The sequence below is a fragment of the Nocardia sp. NPDC051321 genome, from assembly GCF_044455225.1.
GTDB lineage: Bacteria > Actinomycetota > Actinomycetes > Mycobacteriales > Mycobacteriaceae > Nocardia.
On sequence record NZ_JBITEM010000003.1, the window covers coordinates 226,840 to 249,593 of the forward strand.

Consider the following 22,754-nt stretch of genomic DNA (forward strand, 5'->3'; position numbering starts at 1 on the left):
ACCATCACCGTGTTCGGCTACTTCTTGCCGCCGAGCGCTTGTGCCAGCTGACCTTTGGTCATCTTCGAGCGGCCCTTGATGCCACGCTGGCGGGCCTCGTTGTAGAGCTGGTCGCGGGTCGGACCCTTCGGGCCACGACGGCCGGATCGCTCGCCGCCCCGTTGCTGCGGCGACTTGTCCTGCAGCGACGTGCGGCTGGCGGTCTTGGTCTGACCGGCCTGCGCGCGATTCTTGTTGACCACGCGCGCCGCGATCTCCTTGGCCCGGCGGGTGCTCGCACCTTGCGACTTCTCCGAATCCCGGACGTGCTCGTACTGACGTTCCTGTTTGTCGGTCCATTCCTTTGGCATGATCACACCTCCTTTGCGGCGAATAACCCGCGCGGCCGACGGCAAACCACGCACGATCATTCGCGGCAAACGAACAGGGCTGACGAGCGGCCGAACGCACCGCCCGATCAGCCCTGCACGTGACCCTGCCGGCTATTGGTCGTGCTGATAGCCGGCCTGCTTCGCCTCGTCCACGTTGGCCTCCGCGCGCGCCTTCTCCGCTGCCGCTTCCTTCTGCGCGGCTTCGCGTTCGGACTCGGCCTTGTCCTGCTGAGCGTGACCCTCGCCTTTGAGGTTCTCGTCACCGGTGACGACGCCAGCGGCCTCCTTGACCTTGCCCTTCACGCCTTCGACGACGCCTTCGACACCCTCGCGGGGACCACTCTCATGTTCCGACACTGAAAACCTCCGACATATCCGACGAACAACTGACATGGGGGCGCTTACCCGCTATCCGTGGCACCAATCCGACCGCTGCCGGTCACGGAGCTGAAAGCGTTCCTGCGCAACATAACTGGCACACCTGCGACAGGTGATCGAATGCGCAGGCCGAGCCACCGTCTATCTGCTTTCAGCGGTATACACAGAGATTCGAGTTTCGCGCAGGAGACCTACGGGTATGCGAGGTGACGTTAGGCGTTCATACCGCTGAAAGGTATTTAGCCGGTATGAACCGATCGAGGCTATAGGAGGGGCATGGTTTACTGCGAGCTCAGCGGGCCTGTGGCAGCATCTCCGCGCGAGAGCGAAACGCCGAACACCGCGCAGCGGCACGGAGCGCTCCGCATCGGCGTGCCTGGACTGCTGACCCTTGCCATCGTCTACGGTTACGGCCGTTACGGCTATGGACTCTTCCTGCCGCAGCTGCGGCGCGAATTCGGCGGCAGCGCAGGCATTCTCGGGGCTGTTACCAGCGTCGGCTATCTCGCCGAGCTTGTTGTTCTCCTCGTCGTCGCGCGACTGTCCGGCCGTTGTGGTGCTCGCGTACCGGTGGTGATCGGCGGCTTGTGCGCGGCCGCCGGAATGGGGTTGATGGCCGCCGCGCACAACACCGCCGCGCTGGCGATCGGCGTCGCCCTTGCCGGAACCGCGCCGGGCTGGGTGTGGGCGCCGTACTCCGACGCCGTGGCGGCGTCGACTCGACCCGACGCACGCGGGAACGCGCTCTCGATGATCAGCACCGGTACGACCTTCGGTGTCCTGGTCGCCGGGCCGGCCGCGCTGCTGGTCAGCGGCTCGGGCTGGCGGACCATCTGGTTCACCGCGGCGTGCTGCGCGTTGGCGGTCACGGCGTGGAACTTTTATGTGCTGCCCAAGTCCGCGCACCCGACTCCCCCGGACAACCATGCGGGCGGCCCGCGATGGTCCGCGCTGCTGCGCGAGGCACGCCACCGCCGACTGCTCGCCGTGGCATTCTCCGGTGGTCTTGTCGGCGCGGTCTTTTGGTCCTACGCGGGCATTCTGGTGCGGGGTGGCGTCGGCGCACCGTTGTTGTGGACGGTGATCGGCGTCACCGGGCTGGCCGGAATCGGCACCGGCGCGCTCGTCGCCAAGTGGGGTATGCCAACGGTTTTCGGTGCCGCCCAGGTCTGCATCTTGTTGTCCTGCGTCATCCTCGCCATGGGCCGACCGTCGGTCGTGCTGTTCGTCGCGGCCGGTGCGCTCTACGGCGCGGGTTTCATGGTGGCGGGCGCGGTGGTGCCGTTGTGGAGTGCCCGGCTCTTTCCGGATCGGCCCACCGCCGGATTCAGCGTGGCGGTCATCGCCCTCGCCGCGGGCTCGGCCTCGGGGCCAGCGGCCTTCGGTGTCCTCGTCGACTTGTTCGATATCCAATTCATGTTCGCCGTACTGTCGATCGTGGTGGCGGCAACAGTATTGGTCCGCCCGCGCCGACGGGATGTCGGCTCACTCGGTCGGCGGGTGTCGACACCATGAACGAATCCGGCAGGAGTGTTCCCATGGAATGGCAGCGGGTGGGGGGCGAGTTGTGTTTGGACTTCGCGAATACCGTGGGTCCGCGATATTCGCGCCCGGACAAGGAATCCGAAGACGCCCTCGAGTCCCTCGGCGACTTTCTGCGCTGGTGCGCGGAGGTGGGCGTCATCGCTACCGACAGCGTCGCCGCGCTCGAGCGTGCCGCGACATCCACCGGGCTCGTCACGTATTCCTACTGCCTCGATGTTCGCGAAGCGATCTATCGCACCTTCGCCGCCATCGCCGCGACGCGCGAGCCACATCCGAGCGATGTTTCGGCCATCATGGCAAGTCACACGGCTTTGCTGAGTGACGCCGTCCTGCGCGTAAATGCCGATCGTGCGGCACTGACCTGGCCCGGCATCAGCGCGACGGCGGCGCTGGGACCGATCGTGCTGTCCGCGGTAGACCTGCTGCGCCGAGGGTCATTCGATCGCATTCGACAATGCCCAGGGCATGCCGGTTCCTGCGGCTGGCTTTTCTACGACACGTCCAAGAACAACTCACGTCGATGGTGCAGCATGGCCAACTGCGGCGCGCACAATAAGTCCCATCGCCAGACCGTGCGTAAACGCACGGCCAGGAATTAGCCGTCGGCCCGGACGACGCACCGAGGCGTCGCCGAGCCGCGGGCGGGTAATCAGTTGACGGCGGCGATGATTCGACGACGACCGTATTGCCAGATCGGTTCCGCCGTCCGGAAACCGGCCGCGCGCAAGAACTTCAGATGCTGCTCGTAGGTCACGCCGTGGTCGTCTGGATGCTCCCAGCGCCGGTTGTCTCGTTCGGCGACGGCGGTGGCCAATTCCGGCTCGGCGGTGATCGCCGACCACCACTCGACCCAGCCCTCGCGATCGCCGACACCTTCGCGTTCGAGCTGGCGGGCACCCATCGCCGCGTGGAGTTGGTCGATATCCGTTGTCGCCGTGACCATGTCGTCGCCGTTGAGGAAAATGCCGCCGGGGCGGAGCAGCTCGGCGGACTGCGCGTAGAGCGCGGCGAGCTGGTCGGCGCCGAGCCAGTGCAGCGCGGTGGTGCTGACGATCGCGTCGATCGGCTCGGCGGGCAGGTCGGCCGTCCACGCCGGGTCGGCGAGGTTGCGGTCGACAAGGTCGAATCCGTATGCCGTGCGGGCCAATTCGAGCAGCACCGGGTCGGCGTCGATGCCGATGACGCGCGCCCGCGGCAACCGTTCGCGAATGCGGGCACCGAGTGAGCCCGGCCCGCACGCCACGTCGAGTACCAGCGGGTCCGGGCGATCGGTGTTGGCGGCGACGGCGTCCGCGATCACCGCGAACATGATCTCGCGGTCGGGCAGATATCCCTCTTGCTGACGATCCCAGCGGTCGATCCAGGTCCTGGCGCGGGTGGGTGTGAGCGACATGAGCTACTCCGTTACTGTCATAATCTTCAACGACAGTAACGACTGTAGCGAGAGTGCGGTGACCGATCAAGTGCGTTTAGACAGTCACACGTTGGGTGTGGTCGAAGACGGGGTCGCGCTGGTGAACGCGGCCGTCCCCGGCGAACGCCGGGGACGGCCGTATCCACCGGCGGCCGACAATGCCGAGCTGCACGGGCGATTGGACGAGATGGTCTCGACGGCCTACGGCTATCACGTCGAGCCCGAGGACGCCGCGGAGCTGGCACGGGCCGCCGGGCAGCTGCGCCAGGTTTTCGGCGCGGTCGCCGACAACGATATGGATGCCGCCGCCGCGCAGGTCAATGCGCTGATCACCGAATACGGTGCCAGGCCGACACTTATCCGGCACGGCTCGCGGCCGTGGCACCTGCATTTCCATGCCGCGGATGCCGCGCTCGTCCCCGGGATCGCCGCGGCCTGCGCCGTCGGCCTCGCCTACGTGCTCGGCAGCGAACACGCCGATCGGATCGGCGTCTGCTCGGCCGACAACTGCGACCGCGTCTATCTGGACACCTCGCGCAACGGCACCAAGCGGTTCTGCAGTACCGCGTGCCAGAACCGCGCCAAGACCGCGGCGTTCCGCGCCCGTCGAGCGTCGAGCTGAGTTGTCCCGGTTCCGATCTCGGTGACCGTAATGCTGGTCACGCTGAGCCGGAGGTGGTTTCGTCTGTCTGGACCATGCGGATGAGCGAAAGGCCTTGGTATGTCCGTCGATTATCCAGCGGAGACCGACACCGCCGTGCAGGTGGTCAAGCTCGGTGCCCACCTCGGCGCGCGAATCGAAGGCGTCCGGCTCGGCGGTGACCTGGACGCGGCGACCGTGGCGACGATCCGCGCGGCGCTCAACGAGCACCGGGTGATTTTCTTCCGCGGGCAGCGGCACCTGACCGAGGACGGGCAGTACGAGTTCGCCGAATTGCTCGGCAGCCCGACCACCCCGCACCCGACGCTCACGTCGGCGGGTGCGAAAACCCTGGCCATCGACTCGAAGCACGGCCGATCCAACGTGTGGCATACCGACGTCACCTTCGTCGATCGCGTCCCGCGAGCATCGATCCTGCGCGCGGTCACGCTGCCCAGTTATGGCGGCTCGACCACTTGGGCCTCGAGCGTCGCCGCGTACAACTCGCTCCCGGAGCCGCTCAAGCGGCTGGCCGAGGGCCTGCGCGCGCGGCACACCAATCAGTACGACTACGCCGCGGACACCGAGGAACGCCTGGATGACGGTGCCAAGGCTTACCGTCGCGAGTTCGAGTCCACCTACTTCGAGACCGAGCACCCGGTGGTGCATGTGCACCCGGAGACCGGTGAACGTGCCGTGCTGCTCGGCTGCTTCGTGAAGCAGATCGTCGGGTTGTCCAGTAGCGAGTCGCAGGCGCTGTTCCGGCTCTTCCAAGACCGGGTGACGCGTTTGGAAAACACCGTGCGCTGGGACTGGTCCCTCGGTGACGTCGCGATCTGGGACAACCACGCCACCCAGCACTACGCCATCGACGACTACGACGGCAGCGAACACCGCAGGCTGACCCGCATCACGCTGGCAGGCACCGTCCCGGTCGGCGTCGACGGCACGTCGAGCACCGTGATCGCGGGCAATGCGGAGTACTACTCGGCCATAGCGCCGCTGCAGGGTGCGGCTTAACCTGCGAATGTATTTGTCACCACCGTGGATTCGCGCGGTGTGAAATGCGCGCAGCATTGTTTGGCGGCCGGGCGCGAGGGGAAAACAAGCGCGTGATCGCCGATCCGGCGTTTCAACGCGCCGCGCGTCGTCCAGAGCCGAACGCGCGGCGTCGATTACTCTTTGACGGCTCGCGCCCGGTCACTACGCACAACAGGTAACCGACTTCGCCTGACGATGGGAAACGCGTGAATTTATGGAACTATGTCCGGGGACGAGGCGAATTTCTGACGTTCCTCACCTATCAGCATGCCTCCCTGGCGTTTCAGACGGTCCTGGTCGGGACGGTCGTCGCGGTCCTCATCGCGGTCGCGGTATATCGGCTGCCGCTGGCGTCCGCACTCACCCTGACCTCTAGCCGAGTCGCGCTGACAATTCCCTCCCTCGCGCTGCTCGCGCTGCTATTGGTCCCGTTCGGACTCGGCGTTGTTCCGTCGTTCATCATGCTGGCGTTCTTCGCCGCGCTGCCGGTGATCGGCAACGCGATCGTCGGCCTGCGGGCGGTGCCCGAATCGGTCATCGAATCCGCGCGCGGTATCGGCTTTTCGCGCGGGCGCATTCTGCTCACCGTCGAATTGCCGATCGCCTGGCCGGTGATCCTCACCGGTATCAGGGTGTCCACCCAGATGATCGTCGGCGTCGCCGCCATCGTCGCCTACGTCCTCGGCCCGGGTCTCGGGTCACTGATCTTCAACGGGCTGTCCCGGCTCGGTGGCGCGAACGCCATCGAAATGGCGTTGACCGGCACCATTCTCATCGTCCTCATCGCGTTGGTGTTCGACGCACTCCTCGTCCTGCTCGGACGCCTCACGATCGCAAAGGGACTTTCATGACGGATGTGACTAGTCGGCCGACTCCAGGCGCGGAACGCAACGTGACCGGTGCGGCCATCACGCTGGACGGGGTGGTCAAGCGGTACAAGGGCCAGGACAATCCAGCCGTCGAGCGGTTGGACCTCGAGATCGACGCGGGCGAGATCGTCGCGTTCGTCGGGCCGTCCGGGTGTGGCAAGACGACCACGCTGAAGATGATCAACCGGCTGATCGAGCCGTCCGAGGGGCGGATCTTCATCGGCGGGCGCGATGTCACGCGGGAGGATCCGGACAAGCTGCGGCAGTCGATCGGGTATGTCATTCAGTCCGGTGGGCTGTTCCCGCATTGGACGGTGGCCAAGAATGTGGGTGCTATCCCCCGGGTGCTGGGCTGGGACAAGAAGCGGATCGCCGAGCGCACCGAGTATCTGCTCGATCTGGTCGGGCTCGATCCGGGCGTCTTCGCCGACCGGCTGCCCAAGGACATGTCCGGCGGTCAGCAGCAGCGGGTCGGGGTGGCGCGGGCACTCGCGGCGGATCCGCCGGTGCTGCTGATGGACGAGCCGTTCGGTGCGGTCGATCCGATTACCCGGGTTCGCTTGCAGGACAGCCTGATTGCGATTCAGCACGAACTCGGCAAGACGATCGTGGTGGTCACCCACGACTTCGAGGAGGCAACCAAGCTCGGCGACAAGGTGCTCATCCTGTCCGAAGGTGGGCACATCGAGCAGTACGCGCGGCCGGAGGAGATTCTCACCGATCCGGCGACACCGTTCGTGGAGGAGTTCGTCGGGTCCGGCGCGAAGTTGGCGTATCTGACCGTGTCGCGGGTGCGAGATGTGGAGTACGACAAGGTGATCACCGCGCGGGTCGGCGAGCCGGCGCAAGCGGTGATCGGGCGCGCGAAGGCGGCCGGGCACACCTGGGTGGTGGTGGTCGACGAGGCCGGGCGGCCGCGGTCGTGGCCGTCGCTCGCGGAGGTGGCGACGAAGCCGGAGGTGTCCGACTTCCTGGATCGGCGGTTGCCGGTGGTCGCGCGCTCCTCGACGCTCAACGACGCGCTCGATGCGATGCTGGCGGCCAGCCAGGGTGCGGCGCTGGTCACCGATGGCCGCGGCACGGTGGTCGGGTCGCTCAGCATCGATTCGGTGACCGAGACGATCCAGGCCAAGCTTGCCGAGGTGCGCTCGGCGGAGGCCGAGCTCTCCTACGAAACCTACGTCGACGGTACCGATCCGGCCCCTACCCCGGTGGTGGCGGCCGACGAGGAACCCGGATCGGCGGAGCCGTCATGAGTCGCCGCGTGCCGATCGACGTGTGGTTCGAGCCGATCATCATCGGTGTGATCGGTATCGGGTACTTCCTCTGGTATCGGTCGACCTCATTCACCCCGACGGAAAAGGCATCGCTGGGGTGGGACAACCTGCAGACCACCATCCTCGCGCACATCAAGCTGACCGTGGTGGCGACGCTGATCGTGGTGGTGGTCGCTATTCCGTTGGGTATCGCGTTGACTCGGCCCGCGCTGAAGCGGCTGGAACCGATCGCGGTGAATGTCGCGAATATCGGTCAGGCGGCGCCCGCGGTCGGGCTGCTCGTGCTGTTCACGTTCTGGCTGGGCACCGGATTCCGTACGGCGATAGTCGGTTTGGTGGTGTACGCGATTCTGCCGATTCTGCAGAACACGATCGTCGGGCTGCGGCAGGTGGATCACCGGACCATCGAGGCGTCGCGCGGGATCGGATACTCGGGGACGCGGACGTTGTTCCAGGTCGAGTTGCCGCTCGCGGTGCCGGTAATCCTGAACGGAGTGCGCACGGCGCTGGTCATTCTGGTCGGGACCGCGACACTGAGCACGTTCATCGGGGCGACCAGCCTCGGCACGCTGATCACCACCGGGGTCACACTGTTCCTGCCCAAGCTGCTCATCTCCGGCGCGATTCTCGTCGGGCTGCTCGCGTTGATCATCGACTGGCTCGGGCGGCTCGTCGAGCTGGCCGCGACGCCGCGAGGGATCTCATGAAACCGACACGGGTCCACCGGGTTACGCTGATTTCCGCGCTCGTCGTCGCGCTGCTCGCCGGGTGCGGTCTGGTGAGTTCATCAGGGACGTTCCATGAGGCGCACCTGCCGGACGGTCGGCAGCCGCTGGATGGCGCGAAGTTGGTCGTCACGTCGAAGAGCTTCACCGAGGGGGTGTTGCTCGGCAAGATCACCGCGACCTATCTGGCCGCGGCGGGTGCCGACGTCAAAGACCTTACCGGCGCACCGGGTTCCGCGTCGTCACGGCAGGCTCAGCTCAACGGGGACGCCGATATTCTCTGGGAGTACACCGGCACCGGGTGGGTCAACTACCACAACGAGACCGAGACGATCGCGGACCCGCACGAGCTCTGGCAGCGGGTGCACGAGATCGAGAAGCGCGAAAACAACCTGGAATGGTTGCCGCCCGCGAACTTCAACGACACCTACGCATTCGCCGCGTCGACGCCGAATGCCAAACGGCTGCATGTGAAGTCGCTTTCCGAGGTGGCTGGGATGGCGGTTCCGGATCGAACGTTCTGTGTCGACGATGAATTCTTCAGTCGCTCGGATGGTTTCATTCCGATGCTGCAGAAGTATGGGATACCGTACAACGATCCGAATGGTGTGCCGTCCGGCAACGTCACCCGGATGGACGCCGGGGTCGTCTACACGGCGACCGCGAAGGGTGCGCCCTGCAATTTCGGGATGGTCTATACCACCGATGGGCGGGTCAAGAATCTGAATCTTGTTGTGCTGGATGATGATAAGAAGTTCTTTCTGCCCTATAGCGGTACGGCGGTCGTGCGTGCGGCCGTCCTCGATCGGCATCCGGAGTTGCGGGAGCTGATCGGGACCATTTCCAAACATCTCACCGATCAGCTGATGCAGGAGCTCAACGGTCGCGTCGATATCGACGGGGAGGATCCCGCCGATGTCGCCTACGACTGGCTGAAGAAGGAGAAGCTGGTCGCCTAGGGATCAGGGTTGTCCCGGAGGGGAATACCGTTCTCCGGGGTGACGACCCGGCTGGTTGACGCTGCCTACTGTGCCTACATGGCACCTGGGCGACGCGAGGATCAGCAGGCGGGGTCGTCGAAGGTGGCGCCGGACCGGCGTCGAGAGGCACGACGCGGCATCGGCGTGTTTCTCGTCGCGTTGGTCGTATTGTCCGCGCCCGCTATGATTTTCGCCGTCGTCGCGCGCAATGACGTCGGGATCCTCGTGCTCATGTGGGCACCGGGCCTGGCGGCCTTGGTCGCCCGGTTGATGCTGCGGGAGGGGTTCGGTGATATCTCGTTGCGGCTGGGCCGGCGCAGTGGGTGGGTGCTGCTGATCGCGCTCGGCTATCCAGTCGGCATCGCGACCGCCGCCTATGGCGTGGGGTGGGCGAGCGGGCTCGCCCACTTCACTTCCCCCGCAGGCACTTCCAGCGGATGGGGCGCGTTCGCTGGGGAACTGATCGTCGGCACGGTGCTCGGTACGGCGGTCGGGCTCGTGTTCGCGCTCGGCGAGGAGCTCGGGTGGCGCGGCTATCTGCTCACCCGGCTCATCGACGCCGGTGTTCCTCGGCCGATCATGGTGAGTGGATTGGTTTGGGCGGCTTGGCATTTGCCGTTGATCATCGGCGGCAGCTATGTCACCGGCAATGGTGGGTCCATGCCGGTGATCGCCGTGCTGTTCGTCGTGCAGGTGACCGTGGTTTCGTACGTCTTTGCCCGGCTCCGGCTCGATACCGGGAGCATCTGGCCTGCCGTGCTGCTGCACGCGTCCTGGAACAGCGTCATCCAGTCCGTGTTCGATCCGCACACCTCGGGGTCCCAGGCCTGGCTGTGGCTCGGCGAGCAGGGCGTGCTGACGTTGGCGGCCAACGTGATCGGTGCCGTTGTCCTCTGCCGGCGTCCCGGCAGAGTGCTACGGCAACCGCCGACCTGATCAGTTCGACGCGGGATCCGCGGCCGGACTCAGCAGCACCAGCGGGATTTCCCGAGTGGTCTTCTTCTGATAACCGGCGTACACCTTCTGCGCGGCGGTCACCCGCGGCCACAACGCGGCTCGCTCGGCAGCGTCGGCGACCTTGGCGATCATCGGCACGCGCGGTCCGCTGCGCACCGACACCAGGACGTTCGGGTTGTCCCGCACATTGTGATACCACGCCGGATGCGTCGGGTCGCCGCCCCGCGAGGCGACCACAACGTAGGTATTCCCGTCGACGATCGGCGCGGTCAACATCACCGCGTGCTCCCGCCCCGACTTACGTCCGGTGGTCACGAGCTCCACCGACGGCATCCCGCCGAAATCATTCCCCAACTTGCCGCAACTGACCTTCAACAGCGCCCGATGCGCAGTGTTCATCGTCTTGAGAGCGAAATTCGATGGCATAAGGGTCCTTACCACGCTGCCGGGGCCCGATCTTTTGACCCCGCAAGGGTACCTCCGGTACCGGATACCTGCGCAACACGGTCGAAGCCTCCTTGGTTTGCGTCTTCTTCAGCTCGGTGGGCCGCTGGTTGGTTGGGCCAGGGCGGCCATGCCAGCTCCGACCCGTTGTGCCAGTTCGTCGAGTTCCGCCTTTTCGATGATGAGGTAGTCGAGTTTGTCGACTGCGGCGAACTGTTGTTCGCGGAAGGGCGTCCCGGGCGGGAGCGGCGCGAGGTGCCAGTGCACGTGGGCGACGCCTTGCATGCTGCCGAAGCTGAACACGTAGAGGCGTTCGGTGGGCGTGATCTCAGTGAGGACCCGACCAAGGCGATGGACGCGCAGCTGGAGTGCGAGGTAGTCGTCTTCGGTGAAGTCCGAGACGACATTCGTCGCGTGCCGTCGGGGTGCGAGCAGGCAGTAGGCGTAGAGGCGAGGCCAGGGCGGAAAGAACACGATGCAGTGTTCGTCACGGTAGGCGACGGTTTCGCGGGTGCGAGTTGTCTGCTCGTCGGCGAGGTCGCAGATGAAACATTGACCGGCGGCGTTCTCGGCTTGGACTCTGTCTATGTAGGCGTTGGAATCGATGGTCCCGGTCTGCCTGCCGACGACCGTGCTGGAACTACGTGTTCCAGGGTGTTGCTCCGATGCATTCGGTGGCTCCATGATTCCCGGTGCTCCATTTCGTGGTGTGTGGCTAGCTGCTCGACCTCGTGCTGGTCGCTGGTGAGGTAGGCGGCTCCCGTTGACGCCCAACGCTTTTGCTTCCCTTGGTCCCATCTTGCCTTGGCGTATCGCGGCTTCTCATCCTCGCCGCCACGTTGGCCTCCTATAGGAGGCTCGCCGAAGCCGAGCGAACGGCGGCGTGAAACACGCTCTAACGGATGTCACTTCGATGGCTCTATCGTGGTTGTGTGAACGATGACAACGGCATCGTCGGTGACCAGCCGCTGGCCGATGGCACGAACATTTCGCTGCGGTACCGGCGCGACTTCCACGTCGCGGACGCGGCACGCCTCCTCGCGGCGGCCCGGACGGCATACCGTGAGCTGCACCCCGATAGCACGCCAAGTGCGGCGCAAGAGCACGTCACGTGCGCTTCCGACGCGATCTTCACGATCCTGGAACATGCTGGGCTCCTTGGTGATCGGATCGATGATCGCCTTGCCGCTCGCACTTCCGATGGCCTCGAACTCGGCGGCTGGCGAGCACAGATCGTCATCGATGAGCCGTGGCCGCTGCATCGCGAACCTCGCCGGGACTGCCTCCGCCCTGTCGACGTCTTCGCATTACCGAGAACTGTCACCGATGTCCGCTGATTCGAAAACAGCGATGGGCCTTGCCGGTACTGCGTTGAGGTGAGTCATAGGGTCGCTTAACGATCTTCGATGGCAGCCATTCGACTCACGTCAACGCGTATGCGGAGGTAGGGGATCGCCGGCGGGATGTGCCTAGTCTGCGGTTAGCTGGTCTGTTTTCCGGGGTGGGGTGCTGGTGTGGAAGACGGGCCAGCCGATTTCGGTGCGCCACATGGCGGTATCGGGGGTTTCGCGTAGACCGACGGGGTAGTACTCGCGGATGGGGCCGGGGACGCCGAGGGCGTGGTGAGTTACGTAGGTGGCGAGGGTGGCGTAGGCGCGGTCGACGGCGGTCGATTCGCCGCGATAGGTGATGATCGCTAGTTCGGCGGCGGGGATGACGGTCGGACGCACCCGGCCCAGTGGGCGAACGGGGCCGGGGCAGGGGACGAAGATGGTGGATTCGCCTCGGGCGTCGGTGAATACCTCGTCGGCGTAGATGCCACCGGGCTGGCCGCTCGGCGCGAGACCCTGCGCGGTCAGGGTGGCGTGTAGTTCGCCGAGAGCGCCCTGCATCCAGATCGGCCCGTCTGCGGCGTCGATGACGTCGGTGATCGCCGCGGCCGCTACCGCGGGGACAGCTCGCAACTCGACGCCGGTCGCGTCGGGCGCCGGGTGGGTCAGCAGGTTGCGCAGGTCGTCGACCGCGCGCTGCGTGCGACCGAGTTGTTCCTGCAGTCGAGCCAGGTGCGCGACGATCCGCTCGTTGCGCAGACCGAGATCGGGAGTCGACAGAATTGCCTGAATCTCCTCCAACGGCATGTCCAGGTCGCGGAACCGCCGAATTACCTGCGCGACGGACAGTTGGTCGGTGGTGTAGCGGCGATAGCCGGTGTGCGGGTCGACCTCGGCGGGCGCGAGCAGTCCGATCTGGTGATAGTGCCGCAACGTCTTGACGGTCAGATGGGTGGCACGGGAGAAGTCGCCGATGGACAGGTACGCGGTCATAACCGCCATTGTGCGGTCTCCCCCTGCGGGAGAGTTCGGCCCGGCGACGGGATTGACTGTCCGGCCGCCGCACCGTCGAGGGTGATGACAGCGGCAGGACGAGAACGCCTGGGCCGCAAACATCTCGACAACGAAGGAACGCACCATGACCTCCCTGACCGCCTCGGACGGGACCACACTGTTCTTCCGTGACTACGGAAACGGCCGACCCGTCGTCTTCGTGCACAGCATGCTGATGAGCAGCGACATGTGGCAGCACCAGATGTTGCACCTCGCCGAGCACGGCCATCGGGCGGTCGCCTACGACCGCCGCGGCCACGGTCGATCCGACGACCCGGGCCGCGGCTACGACTTCGACACTCTCGCCGACGATCTGGCCGCGCTGCTGGACCGGCTCGACCTCACCGATGTCACCCTCGTCGGACACTCCATGGGCGGCGGCGAGGTGATCCGCTATCTCACTCGCCATGGCGCGCAGCGCATTTCCCGCATCGCGCTGGTCGGCGCGACAGCGCCGCACCTAGCGGTCGATCCACAAATCGCCGCCGCGTTGCTAGACCAGCTGCGCACCGGCTACGGCAGCTGGGTGGCCGACAACGCCGCCCGCTCCTTCGGCAACGACCTGCCCGGCTGCGACATCCCGCAACTCGAACAGGACGCGACGATCCGGGACTGGATGCGGGTCTCCCTGCACGCGGCGGTGGAATGCACCCGGGCCAACGTGGCCGCCGACTTCCGCGCCGAAGCACGGACAATCGCACTCCCCACGCTGGTGCTGCACGGCGACCACGACGCCTTCGCCCCGCTCGACACCTGCGGACGGCGTTCGGCCGATCTGATCCCGGACAGCAAGCTCGTTGTCTATCAGAACGCGTCGCACATGGTGCATCTGTCGCACCGCGCGCGGCTCAACGCGGATCTGCTGGCGTTCGCGCAGTCGTAACGGACTACACGGTCTTGCCACTGGACGACTGCACCGCCGCGTAGGCGGCGAGGCCGTCGGCCATCTGCTGCATCGCCCGCTTCATGGTGCGTTGCATCAGCCAGCCCAATCCCCAACGAGCGTTGTAGGTTCCGTACCAGTGGATGGTGGTGCGACCGTCGGGCGCAGGCACCAGATCGATGACCGCGCTGTAGTTGCGGAGCACCGGGCTGAAGGCGTCCTCGTAGGTCAACCGGTTGCCGACGTCGAGTCCGGTGATCCGCTCGCCGGTCACCACGCGTCCGGTGCGGAATGCGCGGACCGCGCCAACGGGGTCGTTGCCATCGGGGTCGAGCCCGCTGGAACGTATGGTGACCAGAGCGTCGACGATCGACCAGACCGGCCAGGTGCGTGCGTCGACGAGGAGGGGCCAGATGTCGGATGGCGATGCCGTCGTGGTCGCGGTCGCGTCGTAACTCTGCATGGCGGAGGTCCTTTCGTTCATCCCCGTGGCGCGGGCTCGGCACGCACGCGAGAGTTGTTGCGCCAGCTCGAAACTATGCGACGCGGCCGATCACCGGCCATGCGCTGAATTGCCGACCTTTCGGTCATATCTTGCGGTACACCGATGGGCGGACACCGACCTGACCGACGAAAGCCGACGACAGCGCTCCAGGACTGGCGAAGCCGCAACGCTCGGCGATCTGTTCGATGGTGAGTGCGCTGCTGGATAGCAGCCGCCGCGCCCGCTCGATCCGCAGCCGGGAGAGGTATCGGTGCGGTGTCTCACCGGTCTCGGCCCGGAAGACGCGGATGAAGTGGTAGACGCTCAGATGCACCTCGGCGGCGATGTCGGCCAGCATCAGCGGCTCGGCCAGCCGGTCGCGCATGATGGCGATGCCCGCGCGGACCGCCGCGTGTTCCGGACCGGGCAGGGGTTGGTGCTTGCCCTTGGCCAGCAGGTGCGTCGCGAGGAATGCCGCTGCGGATTCGGCGTAGGTGTCGTCGGTGGAAGCGGCCGCGGGCATGGCACGGATGACCTGTTCGACGAGCGGGTCGCCCGCGTTCAGCGCGTCCGACAGAGCTTCGAAGTCCGGTCCCGCACCGCCGAGTTGAGCCGCGGCACGATCGACGGTGGCGGCGGGGATGTGCACCTGGATGGTGCGCAAGGCCGAGGTCGCACGGTACTCGCGCACTATTTTCCGGCCTGGAACCACCAAGTCCAGATGGCCGGGAACCCAGCGCCTGCGGGTCGAGTTCCCGTCGGCGTGCGTGCGCATGACGGCGTCGCCGGCCACACAGAGCACGAGATGCACGTCGGCCACCGCGGGCATCGGCAGGTATTCGGCCCGCGGCGCGTGGTCGAAGCGCTGCACGAGCAGCGATTGCCAGCCCGAGTCGTGCCAACTGCAGTAGGTGCGCCGCACGTAGGCCGCCATGTCGAATCCCGTGTACGGGGTCAGGTCGAACTGGAGCGAGTCGAACACCACACCAGCCTAGGACGCCTTACTGAACCTTCACGAGCTTGAGGGCCCCGTCGGCGATGTAGTCGATGAAGACACGGTCGCCCGCCTTCAACCGGATGTCGTTCTCCACCACCGCGTCTCGCGCGATGACCTCTTCGCAGTCCTCGGTGATCAGGACACCGAAGCCCTCATACGCACCGGCATACCACTTCTCGACGACTGCCCACATGTCAGCTTCCCCGTCCTTTTCGAAGTACCACCGACTCTATCCGCAGGTAGAGCAAACTATCGCCCCGTGCACAGTGAGGCGTGTCGTCGGCAGCGGCAGCTCGACCCCGCTCGCCGATAGGCGTCAGAGCGGTCGGCCGAGGAAGGCCAATAACCGCAGATGGGCGGCTGCGTCGGTGGGCGCGGGCTGCTGCGGGTCGAACAGGCCGGGACCGCGGAAAACGTCGAAGTCCATGGCCCGCACGGTGTTCAGCAGATGTTCGCAGGCGTCCTGATCGATGCGGTGCTGTTGATCAGTGACGACAGCGATGTCGATGCCGTGCACCAAGACCTCGGCGAGGTGGATCACGGCGCCCAGTGGGCCGGGGACCGCGCCGAAGCCGAGACGGATGGTGGTGTCGAGGGCATCGGGCCGATGCCACGCCGCGTGGTCGAGGTCGGCGGCGGTCGTGAACGCGGTGCGGTGGTCGGATCCGAGCCAGTCGTCGTGATGCTCGCCGCCGGGGTCGGTGGCGGTCAGTTCGGCGGCGAAGATTCGCATGCCGCCGACGAGGTGGTTCAGTTCGGTGCGCAGGTCCCAGCCTGCGCAGAGGGAGGGCTGGGCGAGCTGGGTCTGGGTGACGTCCTTGACGATGGTGCCGGTCATCGCCAGGGCGATGTCGATCCGATCGATGACGGTGGGGGCTGCGATGTTCACTTTCCACTCCTAACGCAGTTTCTGGCTGCGTTAGTGACTGTAGGCCTCTAGGCGCCACAAACGCAAGCGACAACTGCGTTAAGCTGAAATGATGACGGAGCAAGGCACATCGAGCCGACCAGGCGGCCGCAGCGCCCGCGTCCGGGCATCGGTCCATCGGGCGGTCACCGAGCTGGTCGCCGAGACCGGGTACGGCAACTTCACCGTCGGCGAGGTCGCCACCCGAGCCGGCGTCGCCGATTCGAGCATCTATCGCCGCTGGGGCACCCTCGAGGCGCTGACCACGGACGTCGCCCTCACCTGGCTCACCACCAACTCGCCGATCCCCGACACCGGCTCGCTCGACACCGACCTGCGCGCTTACGCGACCGGCGTCGCCCGCGACGTCAGCGGCCCCGACGGACTCGCCGTACTACGACTGATCATCGCCCTCTCCCAATCCGGCGAGGCCGGCGCGCGGGCCCGAGACCAATTCCTCACCGAACGCCGCAGCCAGCTCCAGCACATGCTCGACCGTGCCAACGCCCGCGGCGAACACCCACCCCAAGCCCTCGACGTGCTCGATCACATCCTCGCCCCGATTTACCTCCGCACCCTATTCGGCATGGGCACAGTGTCTTCCAGCGACATCGACGCTCTCGTCGACCGCGTCCTTGCCACCCCGCCCGGACCACCGGCGAAATAGGCGCTCCCGCAAGCGGTTCGGTCATATCGTCCAGGTCAGGGCAGCGGGGTGAGGGCTCCGTCGCGGTACTGCTCGCGGACCACGTAGCGGCGAACCTTTCCGCTGGACGTCAGGGGTACCGAGCCAGCGGTTACTAAGACCACGTCATCGAGGCGTAATCCGTTGTGTTCGCCGACAGCTCGGCGGACGGCGGTGACGATTTCGGTTCGGTCGGCTTGCTCGGCGGCTGGGTCTCGGTTCAGTTCGGCGACCAAAACGAGGGTGGGCTGGTCGCCATCGAGGACCTGGAATGCGGCGCAACGGTCAGGGCGCAGGGCCGGGTGACTGTCCATTGCGGAAGCTTCTATGTCGGACGGGTAATGGTTGTAGCCGTCGACGATGATGAGGTCTTTTCGGCGGCCGGTGACGTAGAGCTGGCCCTCGTGGATGAAGCCGAGGTCGCCGGTGCGCAGGAAGTGGCCGGCGCGGCCGGTGACGGTCGCGGTGAAGGTTTCGGCCGATGCCTCGGGGGCGTCCCAGTAGCCGAGGCCGATACTCTCGCCGCGCAGGCAGATTTCGCCGACCTGACCTTCCGGCAGTGGGGTGTGCGTGTCCGGGTCGGTGAGGACGAGTTCGTAGGCGTCGTTGAGTTCGCCGCTGGCCACCAGGCGGCGACCACCGGTCGACACCGGTTCGACGCGCCCCTTGGCCAGTGCGGTCGGGTCCACCTCGACGGTGGTGAGTCCGCTACCGGCCGGGCCGCCGGTCACCAAAAGTGTTGCCTCGGCGAGGCCGTAGCAGGGGAACAGGCTGTGCACGTCGAAGCCCGCGGCACCGAAGTGCTCGGCGAAGGCGACCATCGTGTCCACCCGGACGGGTTCCGCACCGCAGAGCGCCACCCGCAAGTTGGACAGGTCGTATCGCGCGACCTGATCGGCGGGCACCCGTCGCACCGCGAGCGCGAAGGAGAAGTTGGGGGCGACGGTGTGCGTGGCCTGGTACCGCGACATCGCCGATATCCAGCGTGCGGGACGTTGCACAAAAGCCAAGGGGGACATACTGATAACGGTCGAGTCGCTGTACACCGGGTAGGTGACCATGCTCAGCAGACCCATGTCGTGGAAGGTCGGCAACCAGGCCACCCCGACACCCGCGCCGATCTTCGCGGTGACCAGCCGGAGGTTGGCGAGCACGTTGCCGTGGGTGAGCGCGACGCCCTTCGGCTCCCCGGTCGAGCCGGACGAGTACTGCAGGTGGGCGATGGTGTCACTGGTAACGCCGGGGTCGGTGTACCGATCGGATTCCGACGGATCGATGCGGTCGGTGACCACCGTGCGCAGCCCAGCGAAGCCGTCGGCATCGGCGAGCACCGGGCCGAGCAGTGGCTCGATATCGGCGCTCGTGAACAGCAGCCGCGCACCGGAATTGGCGGTAATGGACGCCAGCCGCGCCAGCCCGTCCGCCAGTTTGCTCGGCTGCGGCGGCGCGACGGGGACCGCGATCACGCCCGCGTAGAGGCAGCCGTAATAGGCGACAACGAACTCCAGGCCGGGGGCATAGAGCAGCAGCGCCCGCTCCCCCGGCCGGGTGATCCGCGCCAGATGGGCGGCCACCGCCCGCGCGGCGCGCGCGAGTTCCGGGAAAGTCATTGTCGCGGTGGGCTCGTCACCGTCACCGAGGTGGTGGAAATTCACCTTGTCCGGAGTGGCTGCGGCGCGGGCGGTCAGCATCTGCGCCAAGGTGGTGGGTTCGACCGCGAAATACGTTGTCATGCTTGCACTCCTGAAGTACGGCGGCGGAGATTCGAGTCGGCGCAGGCCGATTCGGCCGGGCGCAACGTGAAACGGGGCGGCGGCCGCCCGCCGACGAAGGCCCCGACGTAGTGGGAGTTCAGGCCGAAATGATGGACGTACCCGGTGGGCAGATCGGCGCCGGCGACCGCGGTGAGCACGGCGCGACCATCGCGGTCGGTGCGCAACTCGATGGTGTCGGGCGAGATCGTCAGCCCGCTACCCAACCATTTCAGATAGCTCTCCTTGGCGACCCAATGGTGCAGAAAGCGCCGCCGGTCCGTGCCAACCCAGTCCGCTTCACGTGCGGTGAGCACTCGCGAGGCCAAACTCGCCAGGTCGAAGTCGGCGTCTACCCGCTCGACGTCCACCCCGACCGATGCCGAGCCCGCGACGGCGACAACGGCCAGCCCCCGGGTGTGCGTGAGATTGAATGCCGGTGCATAGCAAGGCAATTCCGGCTTGCCGTGCGGTCCGATGGTGAAAACGAGTTCCTCGGGCGGACATCCGGCATAGGCCGAGAGCACCCGCCGCAGCGTGGCCCTGATGCGAATGAAATCACCGGCGAACTCGACCGTGTCGAAGCGGACGCTGCGGGCCAGCTCCTCGGGAGCCAGCACCCGGCAATCGCCGGAGGCGCACTCCCCGGTCAACCGCAGCCACCACAATTCGACGTCGTCCGGGGCGATCGCCCGCCGCGCCGCGATGCCGACCGTCACGGCGAACCCACCAGGCATTGGCGGACCCGGCACAGCACGGCATCGCGGTGGGTCACCACGAAGAAGTGTCCGCCCGGCACGAGCCGGATATCCACCCCGGCCGAGCCACACTCGGCCCACGGCTCTAGCTCGGCCATCGTCACATGACTGTCGGCACTGCCGCTGAGCACGGTCATCGGCACGTCGAGCGGTGGGTCCGGCCGGTACCGATAGGTTTGGTCGACACCGAGATCCGCGCGCATCAGCCGGAGCACCAGCTGCCGCATGCGCTCGTCGTCGAGGATCTCCTCCGGGGTGCCGCCGAGCCCGCGCACGATCTCCAGCAGCATCGGATCGTCCGCCATCCGGATCCACGGCAGCCGCGAAGGATGTTGCGGCGCACGGCGTCCGGACACGATCAGGTGCGCGGGACGCGGCCCATCGCCCGCGCTGAGCCGACGGGCCAGCTCGAAGGCGACGAGCGCACCCAGGCTGTGGCCGAACAGCGCGAACGGCTCGCGCCAGGCACCGTCCATGGCCGCGAGCAGGTCATCCAACAGTGGCGTGAGATGCTCGAAAGGCTCGTCCCGCATCCGCATTTCGCGACCGGGCGGCTGCAGCGGTACCACGTCGACGTCGGGCTGTAGCTCCTTGCGCCACGGCAGATACGTCGACGCGCCCGCCCCGGCATGCGGCAGGCAGTACAGCGTCATCGGCGCGCCGCCCGCCGACGAGTACGGCATCCATTTGCCGGCGTCGATCGCGGGCGCGTTCATCGTCGATGCTCCACGGCGACCGTCTCGACCGTGAGATAGGACGGTGGCGGCGCGGGCGGCATCGAGGAGGCCGCGAGCAGCGTGACGCCGTCCTCCTCGCCGAGCTCCGCGAAATTGGCGAATCGATAGGTGATGTACATGATCCGATTCCGTTCGGTGGGAACATATTCGGCGACCAACCGCGCCCCCGCCGAATGGGCAAGCCGGACCACATGATTCAGCAGCACCGTGCCCACTCCGCGCGATATCACCCGGCACGACATCAACAGCAACTTCAGCCGCCACTGGTGCACACCGCGCTGCACCAGCGCTAAGCCGACCTGCCCGTAGGTCCCGTACTTGTCTTCCAGCTCGGCCATCAGCAACAGGTGATCATCGGATTCGGCATGGGCGGCAAGCTGTTCGGCCGAGTACATGACCCCGGTCGAATTCAGCTGATTGGTCCGCACCACGAGCTCCTCGGCGCGACCGATATCGGCGGCGCCCGCCGGACTGATCCGGAAACGCATCCCGAGGGTGGCCAGGAATTCCTCGTTGGTGCCGGAAAATCGTTCCTCGGCGGTCGAGCGTTCGATGCTCGCCTGGTACATGTGCCGCCGCGCCCGCGAATCCGCGGTGACGTGCTTCGGCTGGAATTCCGGCCGGTCCGGCAGCGTCGCGGCCTGCTCGGCGTCGATGCAGAGCACCTCGGGATGGGCGAAGCCGACCTCGTCCCGTTCCAGTTCCTGGTCGTCGACGAAGGCGAGCGTGTCGATCCCGATATCGAGCCGCTCGGCGATCGTCGCGACCGCCGCGGATTTGTTGTCCCAGCTGATCTGCGGGTGCAGAAAGTACTCCGCGATCCCGAGCTCCTCGAGCTTGGCGAGCGCGATGTCCGGATCGTTGCGACTGGCGATCGAATGCAGAATGCCGCGTTCGTCGAGCGTGGCGATGGTCTCCCTGATCCCCGGCTTGAGATCGGTGACCGCGGCGTTCTCCAAAAGGATTCCGTCCCAGAGGGTGTGGTCGAGATCCCAGACCACGCACTTGATGTAGCGGGGGCGGTTACGGACATCTGCGTTCATCGAATTCCCTGATCTCTGCGAATCATTCGACGTCGACGACGCGCGCCTGATTCCGGCACGCGTCGGTGGCGATCAGTACGTGTTGCATCTGCGTGCTGCCCTCGATGATTTCCATGACCTTGGCGTCGCGCAGGTACCGGCCGACCGGATATTCGTCGCTACAGCCGCGCGCGCCGTGCAGTTGCACCGCGTCATTGGCCGCGGCTACCGCCGAGGTCGCCGCGAACTGCTTGGCGATGCACGTCGCCATGAGGGTGTCGGGACTGCCCGCGTCTTTGAGCTGCGCGGCCTGCCGGACCAGCAGCCTGGCCGCCCGGGTGTTGGTGGCGATGGTGGCGATCATCTGTTGCACGAGTTGGTGTTCGCGCAGCAACGCCCCGCCCTGGTGACGAGTGTTGGCATAGTCCACGCTGGCCCGCAGACAGGCTTGCAGGATGCCGACGCAGCCTGCGGCGACGCTGAACCGCCCGATGTCGAGCACTCCGGTGGCAATGGCCAATCCCATACCCGCCGGCCCAATGATCGCGTCGGACCCGATGCGGCAGTTCTCGAAGACGATCTCGGCGACCTGACTGCCGCGCGTCCCGGTGATGCCCGAAACCGGAATCCGCCGGATGCCCGGACTTGCCGCGTCCACCAGGAACACCGCGGGTCCATTCGCGGTGCGGGCGAACACAAGCAGCACATCGGCGAGCTGACCGCCGGTCACCCACAGCTTGTGACCGTCGAGAATCCACTCGTCGCCCTCGTGCCGGGCCGTCGCCCGCACCGCGGTGAAGTCACTGCCCGCCTCGGCCTCGGTCAGGCAGAACGCACCGAGCGCGGCACCGGAGACCAGGTCGGCCTTCCACCGGCTCTTCGCGGCCTCGGTCCCCCACCGGTCCAGCGCGTACAACGCCATCGAGTGCACGGTCAGCAGGCTGCGCATGGCCGAACAGCCGCGCCCCACCTCCTCGTGCACCAGCGCGAGCGCGGTCATTCCGGCGCCGGTACCGCCTTCCGTGGTCGGCAGCACCGCGCCCCACAGGCCACGCGCGGCGAACTCGGTCACCATGCTCAGATCGATCCGCCCCGCGCGATCGAATTCGGCGGCCCGCGGCGCCACCACCTCGTCGACGAACGCACCGATCTCGGCCCGCGAAAACGCTTGGCCTAAACCGGGTTCCGCCCGCACCGCCATCACGCCACCTCGGTGGCCGCGCCATGACCGTTGCGTCCGCCGAGCCTGGCGACCAGGTCGGTCATCACGTCAACGGTCCGGAAGTTGTCCAGCATCAGCTCGTCGTTGGGAATCCGGTCGCCGATGTTCTGCTCGATGAACATGACCAGTTCCATCGCGAACAGGGAATTGACGAAGCCGCTTTCGAAGATGTCGTGATTGTCCTGGAGCCGCCCTTCTGGAAACCTCTTGGCGACGAAATCCCGGATTTCGGAACGGGCATCGGAGAACATAACTACCGTCCTGTCGGTAACGGGGTAATGGT

28 protein-coding genes are annotated in these 22,754 nt (G+C 66.3%); 12 read left to right on the forward strand and 16 right to left on the reverse strand.

What is annotated here, in order from left to right; all coding sequences use genetic code 11:
• Positions 1–17 precede the first annotated feature (17 nt).
• On the reverse strand, positions 18–350 hold the full coding sequence (locus tag ACIA8C_RS08050; RefSeq protein ID WP_397132184.1) for a plasmid stabilization protein: 333 nt from the start codon (positions 348–350) through the stop codon (positions 18–20).
• A 132-nt stretch (positions 351–482) separates the two neighbouring features.
• Positions 483–728, reverse strand: coding sequence for a CsbD family protein (locus ACIA8C_RS08055; RefSeq protein WP_397132186.1), 246 nt, complete (start codon positions 726–728; stop codon positions 483–485).
• A gap of 297 nt (positions 729–1,025) precedes the next feature.
• Here ACIA8C_RS08055 and ACIA8C_RS08060 point away from each other — a divergent pair, with 297 nt between their 5' ends.
• Positions 1,026–2,264 carry an MFS transporter gene (locus ACIA8C_RS08060; RefSeq protein ID WP_397132188.1) on the forward strand — a complete coding sequence of 413 codons (1,239 nt, stop codon included), beginning with the start codon at positions 1,026–1,028 and terminating at the stop codon, positions 2,262–2,264.
• A gap of 23 nt (positions 2,265–2,287) precedes the next feature.
• The gene (locus ACIA8C_RS08065; protein WP_397132190.1) at positions 2,288–2,893 is read left to right on the forward strand and encodes a CGNR zinc finger domain-containing protein; all 606 of its coding nucleotides are present in this window, start codon (positions 2,288–2,290) and stop codon (positions 2,891–2,893) included.
• Between the two features lie 50 nt (positions 2,894–2,943).
• Here ACIA8C_RS08065 and ACIA8C_RS08070 read toward each other — a convergent pair whose 3' ends face one another.
• Positions 2,944–3,687, reverse strand: coding sequence for a class I SAM-dependent methyltransferase (locus ACIA8C_RS08070; RefSeq protein ID WP_397132192.1), 744 nt, complete (start codon positions 3,685–3,687; stop codon positions 2,944–2,946).
• Between the two features lie 58 nt (positions 3,688–3,745).
• Here ACIA8C_RS08070 and ACIA8C_RS08075 point away from each other — a divergent pair, with 58 nt between their 5' ends.
• The 7 genes from ACIA8C_RS08075 to ACIA8C_RS08105 all read left to right on the forward strand — a co-directional run bounded on the left by ACIA8C_RS08075 (position 3,746) and on the right by ACIA8C_RS08105 (position 10,176).
• A complete protein-coding gene (locus ACIA8C_RS08075) occupies positions 3,746–4,330 on the forward strand; it encodes a CGNR zinc finger domain-containing protein (protein WP_397132194.1) in 585 nt (194 codons plus the stop codon).
• A gap of 99 nt (positions 4,331–4,429) precedes the next feature.
• Positions 4,430–5,368, forward strand: coding sequence for a TauD/TfdA dioxygenase family protein (locus ACIA8C_RS08080; protein WP_397132196.1), 939 nt, complete (start codon positions 4,430–4,432; stop codon positions 5,366–5,368).
• A gap of 227 nt (positions 5,369–5,595) precedes the next feature.
• Positions 5,596–6,240 (forward strand): ABC transporter permease, encoded by a 645-nt coding sequence (locus tag ACIA8C_RS08085; RefSeq protein ID WP_397132198.1) that lies wholly within the window; start codon positions 5,596–5,598, stop codon positions 6,238–6,240.
• The gene (locus ACIA8C_RS08090) at positions 6,237–7,514 is read left to right on the forward strand and encodes an ATP-binding cassette domain-containing protein (RefSeq protein ID WP_397132200.1); all 1,278 of its coding nucleotides are present in this window, start codon (positions 6,237–6,239) and stop codon (positions 7,512–7,514) included. Before ACIA8C_RS08085 ends, ACIA8C_RS08090 begins: the two co-directional genes overlap by 4 nt.
• Positions 7,511–8,242 carry an ABC transporter permease gene (locus ACIA8C_RS08095; RefSeq protein ID WP_397132202.1) on the forward strand — a complete coding sequence of 244 codons (732 nt, stop codon included), beginning with the start codon at positions 7,511–7,513 and terminating at the stop codon, positions 8,240–8,242. The genes ACIA8C_RS08090 and ACIA8C_RS08095 overlap by 4 nt, the downstream gene beginning before the upstream one ends.
• The gene (locus tag ACIA8C_RS08100) at positions 8,239–9,219 is read left to right on the forward strand and encodes a glycine betaine ABC transporter substrate-binding protein (RefSeq protein ID WP_397132204.1); all 981 of its coding nucleotides are present in this window, start codon (positions 8,239–8,241) and stop codon (positions 9,217–9,219) included. The genes ACIA8C_RS08095 and ACIA8C_RS08100 overlap by 4 nt, the downstream gene beginning before the upstream one ends.
• 78 nt (positions 9,220–9,297) lie before the next feature.
• Entirely contained in the window at positions 9,298–10,176 is an 879-nt protein-coding gene (locus ACIA8C_RS08105; protein ID WP_397132206.1) for a type II CAAX prenyl endopeptidase Rce1 family protein, read from the forward strand.
• On the opposite strand, the gene ACIA8C_RS08110 is transcribed toward ACIA8C_RS08105, so the two are convergent.
• Both ACIA8C_RS08110 and ACIA8C_RS08115 read right to left on the reverse strand, forming a co-directional pair.
• Positions 10,177–10,623: a nitroreductase/quinone reductase family protein gene (locus ACIA8C_RS08110; protein ID WP_397132209.1), complete on the reverse strand. Its 447-nt coding sequence runs from the start codon at positions 10,621–10,623 to the stop codon at positions 10,177–10,179.
• 108 nt (positions 10,624–10,731) lie between these two features.
• Positions 10,732–11,325 carry an HIT family protein gene (locus tag ACIA8C_RS08115; protein WP_397132211.1) on the reverse strand — a complete coding sequence of 198 codons (594 nt, stop codon included), beginning with the start codon at positions 11,323–11,325 and terminating at the stop codon, positions 10,732–10,734.
• Between the two features lie 248 nt (positions 11,326–11,573).
• Between ACIA8C_RS08115 and ACIA8C_RS08120 the strand changes: the two genes are divergently transcribed.
• Positions 11,574–11,978 (forward strand): hypothetical protein, encoded by a 405-nt coding sequence (locus ACIA8C_RS08120; RefSeq protein WP_397132213.1) that lies wholly within the window; start codon positions 11,574–11,576, stop codon positions 11,976–11,978.
• A 132-nt stretch (positions 11,979–12,110) separates the two neighbouring features.
• Here the strand turns inward: ACIA8C_RS08120 and ACIA8C_RS08125 are convergent, their stop codons facing one another.
• Positions 12,111–12,965: a MerR family transcriptional regulator gene (locus tag ACIA8C_RS08125; protein ID WP_397132215.1), complete on the reverse strand. Its 855-nt coding sequence runs from the start codon at positions 12,963–12,965 to the stop codon at positions 12,111–12,113.
• A 145-nt stretch (positions 12,966–13,110) separates the two neighbouring features.
• Here ACIA8C_RS08125 and ACIA8C_RS08130 point away from each other — a divergent pair, with 145 nt between their 5' ends.
• Positions 13,111–13,908 (forward strand): alpha/beta fold hydrolase, encoded by a 798-nt coding sequence (locus ACIA8C_RS08130; RefSeq protein ID WP_397132217.1) that lies wholly within the window; start codon positions 13,111–13,113, stop codon positions 13,906–13,908.
• A 4-nt stretch (positions 13,909–13,912) separates the two neighbouring features.
• On the opposite strand, the gene ACIA8C_RS08135 is transcribed toward ACIA8C_RS08130, so the two are convergent.
• From ACIA8C_RS08135 to ACIA8C_RS08150, 4 genes are all read right to left on the reverse strand, one after another.
• Complete coding sequence (locus tag ACIA8C_RS08135) at positions 13,913–14,371, reverse strand: SRPBCC family protein (protein WP_397132219.1); 459 nt, start codon at positions 14,369–14,371, stop codon at positions 13,913–13,915.
• A gap of 124 nt (positions 14,372–14,495) precedes the next feature.
• The gene (locus ACIA8C_RS08140) at positions 14,496–15,374 is read right to left on the reverse strand and encodes a helix-turn-helix domain-containing protein (RefSeq protein WP_397132221.1); all 879 of its coding nucleotides are present in this window, start codon (positions 15,372–15,374) and stop codon (positions 14,496–14,498) included.
• Positions 15,375–15,393: 19 nt separating this feature from the next.
• Positions 15,394–15,582, reverse strand: a complete 189-nt coding sequence (locus ACIA8C_RS08145) for a hypothetical protein (RefSeq protein WP_397132223.1) — start codon at positions 15,580–15,582, stop codon at positions 15,394–15,396.
• A gap of 123 nt (positions 15,583–15,705) precedes the next feature.
• Positions 15,706–16,278 (reverse strand): TIGR03086 family metal-binding protein, encoded by a 573-nt coding sequence (locus tag ACIA8C_RS08150; protein WP_397132225.1) that lies wholly within the window; start codon positions 16,276–16,278, stop codon positions 15,706–15,708.
• A gap of 91 nt (positions 16,279–16,369) precedes the next feature.
• On the opposite strand from ACIA8C_RS08150, the gene ACIA8C_RS08155 reads away from it, so the two are divergent.
• On the forward strand, positions 16,370–16,963 hold the full coding sequence (locus tag ACIA8C_RS08155; RefSeq protein WP_397132227.1) for a TetR/AcrR family transcriptional regulator: 594 nt from the start codon (positions 16,370–16,372) through the stop codon (positions 16,961–16,963).
• Positions 16,964–16,998: 35 nt separating this feature from the next.
• On the opposite strand, the gene ACIA8C_RS08160 is transcribed toward ACIA8C_RS08155, so the two are convergent.
• From ACIA8C_RS08160 to ACIA8C_RS08185, 6 genes are read right to left on the reverse strand one after another with little or no spacing between them, the layout of a single operon-like run.
• Complete coding sequence (locus tag ACIA8C_RS08160) at positions 16,999–18,714, reverse strand: fatty acyl-AMP ligase (protein ID WP_397132229.1); 1,716 nt, start codon at positions 18,712–18,714, stop codon at positions 16,999–17,001.
• The gene (locus tag ACIA8C_RS08165; protein ID WP_397132231.1) at positions 18,711–19,451 is read right to left on the reverse strand and encodes a 4'-phosphopantetheinyl transferase family protein; all 741 of its coding nucleotides are present in this window, start codon (positions 19,449–19,451) and stop codon (positions 18,711–18,713) included. The genes ACIA8C_RS08160 and ACIA8C_RS08165 overlap by 4 nt, the downstream gene beginning before the upstream one ends.
• The gene (locus ACIA8C_RS08170) at positions 19,448–20,206 is read right to left on the reverse strand and encodes a thioesterase II family protein (RefSeq protein ID WP_397132233.1); all 759 of its coding nucleotides are present in this window, start codon (positions 20,204–20,206) and stop codon (positions 19,448–19,450) included. Before ACIA8C_RS08170 ends, ACIA8C_RS08165 begins: the two co-directional genes overlap by 4 nt.
• A complete protein-coding gene (locus ACIA8C_RS08175) occupies positions 20,203–21,270 on the reverse strand; it encodes an HAD-IIIC family phosphatase (protein WP_397132235.1) in 1,068 nt (355 codons plus the stop codon). The genes ACIA8C_RS08170 and ACIA8C_RS08175 overlap by 4 nt, the downstream gene beginning before the upstream one ends.
• Positions 21,271–21,292: 22 nt before the next feature.
• Positions 21,293–22,450: an acyl-CoA dehydrogenase family protein gene (locus ACIA8C_RS08180; RefSeq protein ID WP_397132237.1), complete on the reverse strand. Its 1,158-nt coding sequence runs from the start codon at positions 22,448–22,450 to the stop codon at positions 21,293–21,295.
• On the reverse strand, positions 22,450–22,722 hold the full coding sequence (locus ACIA8C_RS08185) for an acyl carrier protein (RefSeq protein ID WP_397132239.1): 273 nt from the start codon (positions 22,720–22,722) through the stop codon (positions 22,450–22,452). The genes ACIA8C_RS08180 and ACIA8C_RS08185 overlap by 1 nt, the downstream gene beginning before the upstream one ends.
• Positions 22,723–22,754: the final 32 nt, after the last annotated feature.

What these genes read in the sequence shown, in the direction of transcription:
- ACIA8C_RS08125 (WP_397132215.1), bottom strand. Translation starts at nt 12,965, where the DNA reads ATGACCGCGTACCTGTCCATCGGCGACTTCTCCCGTGCCACCCATCTG.
- ACIA8C_RS08135 (WP_397132219.1), bottom strand. Translation starts at nt 14,371, where the DNA reads ATGCAGAGTTACGACGCGACCGCGACCACGACGGCATCGCCATCCGAC.
- ACIA8C_RS08115 (WP_397132211.1), bottom strand. Translation starts at nt 11,325, where the DNA reads ATGGAGCCACCGAATGCATCGGAGCAACACCCTGGAACACGTAGTTCC.
- ACIA8C_RS08145 (WP_397132223.1), bottom strand. Translation starts at nt 15,582, where the DNA reads ATGTGGGCAGTCGTCGAGAAGTGGTATGCCGGTGCGTATGAGGGCTTC.
- ACIA8C_RS08180 (WP_397132237.1), bottom strand. Translation starts at nt 22,450, where the DNA reads ATGGCGGTGCGGGCGGAACCCGGTTTAGGCCAAGCGTTTTCGCGGGCC.
- ACIA8C_RS08155 (WP_397132227.1), top strand. Translation starts at nt 16,370, where the DNA reads ATGACGGAGCAAGGCACATCGAGCCGACCAGGCGGCCGCAGCGCCCGC.
- ACIA8C_RS08170 (WP_397132233.1), bottom strand. Translation starts at nt 20,206, where the DNA reads ATGAACGCGCCCGCGATCGACGCCGGCAAATGGATGCCGTACTCGTCG.
- ACIA8C_RS08130 (WP_397132217.1), top strand. Translation starts at nt 13,111, where the DNA reads ATGACCTCCCTGACCGCCTCGGACGGGACCACACTGTTCTTCCGTGAC.
- ACIA8C_RS08050 (WP_397132184.1), bottom strand. Translation starts at nt 350, where the DNA reads ATGCCAAAGGAATGGACCGACAAACAGGAACGTCAGTACGAGCACGTC.
- ACIA8C_RS08060 (WP_397132188.1), top strand. Translation starts at nt 1,026, where the DNA reads ATGGTTTACTGCGAGCTCAGCGGGCCTGTGGCAGCATCTCCGCGCGAG.
- ACIA8C_RS08110 (WP_397132209.1), bottom strand. Translation starts at nt 10,623, where the DNA reads ATGCCATCGAATTTCGCTCTCAAGACGATGAACACTGCGCATCGGGCG.
- ACIA8C_RS08070 (WP_397132192.1), bottom strand. Translation starts at nt 3,687, where the DNA reads ATGTCGCTCACACCCACCCGCGCCAGGACCTGGATCGACCGCTGGGAT.
- ACIA8C_RS08080 (WP_397132196.1), top strand. Translation starts at nt 4,430, where the DNA reads ATGTCCGTCGATTATCCAGCGGAGACCGACACCGCCGTGCAGGTGGTC.
- ACIA8C_RS08185 (WP_397132239.1), bottom strand. Translation starts at nt 22,722, where the DNA reads ATGTTCTCCGATGCCCGTTCCGAAATCCGGGATTTCGTCGCCAAGAGG.
- ACIA8C_RS08095 (WP_397132202.1), top strand. Translation starts at nt 7,511, where the DNA reads ATGAGTCGCCGCGTGCCGATCGACGTGTGGTTCGAGCCGATCATCATC.
- ACIA8C_RS08090 (WP_397132200.1), top strand. Translation starts at nt 6,237, where the DNA reads ATGACGGATGTGACTAGTCGGCCGACTCCAGGCGCGGAACGCAACGTG.
- ACIA8C_RS08175 (WP_397132235.1), bottom strand. Translation starts at nt 21,270, where the DNA reads ATGAACGCAGATGTCCGTAACCGCCCCCGCTACATCAAGTGCGTGGTC.
- ACIA8C_RS08105 (WP_397132206.1), top strand. Translation starts at nt 9,298, where the DNA reads ATGGCACCTGGGCGACGCGAGGATCAGCAGGCGGGGTCGTCGAAGGTG.
- ACIA8C_RS08160 (WP_397132229.1), bottom strand. Translation starts at nt 18,714, where the DNA reads ATGACAACGTATTTCGCGGTCGAACCCACCACCTTGGCGCAGATGCTG.
- ACIA8C_RS08100 (WP_397132204.1), top strand. Translation starts at nt 8,239, where the DNA reads ATGAAACCGACACGGGTCCACCGGGTTACGCTGATTTCCGCGCTCGTC.
- ACIA8C_RS08065 (WP_397132190.1), top strand. Translation starts at nt 2,288, where the DNA reads ATGGAATGGCAGCGGGTGGGGGGCGAGTTGTGTTTGGACTTCGCGAAT.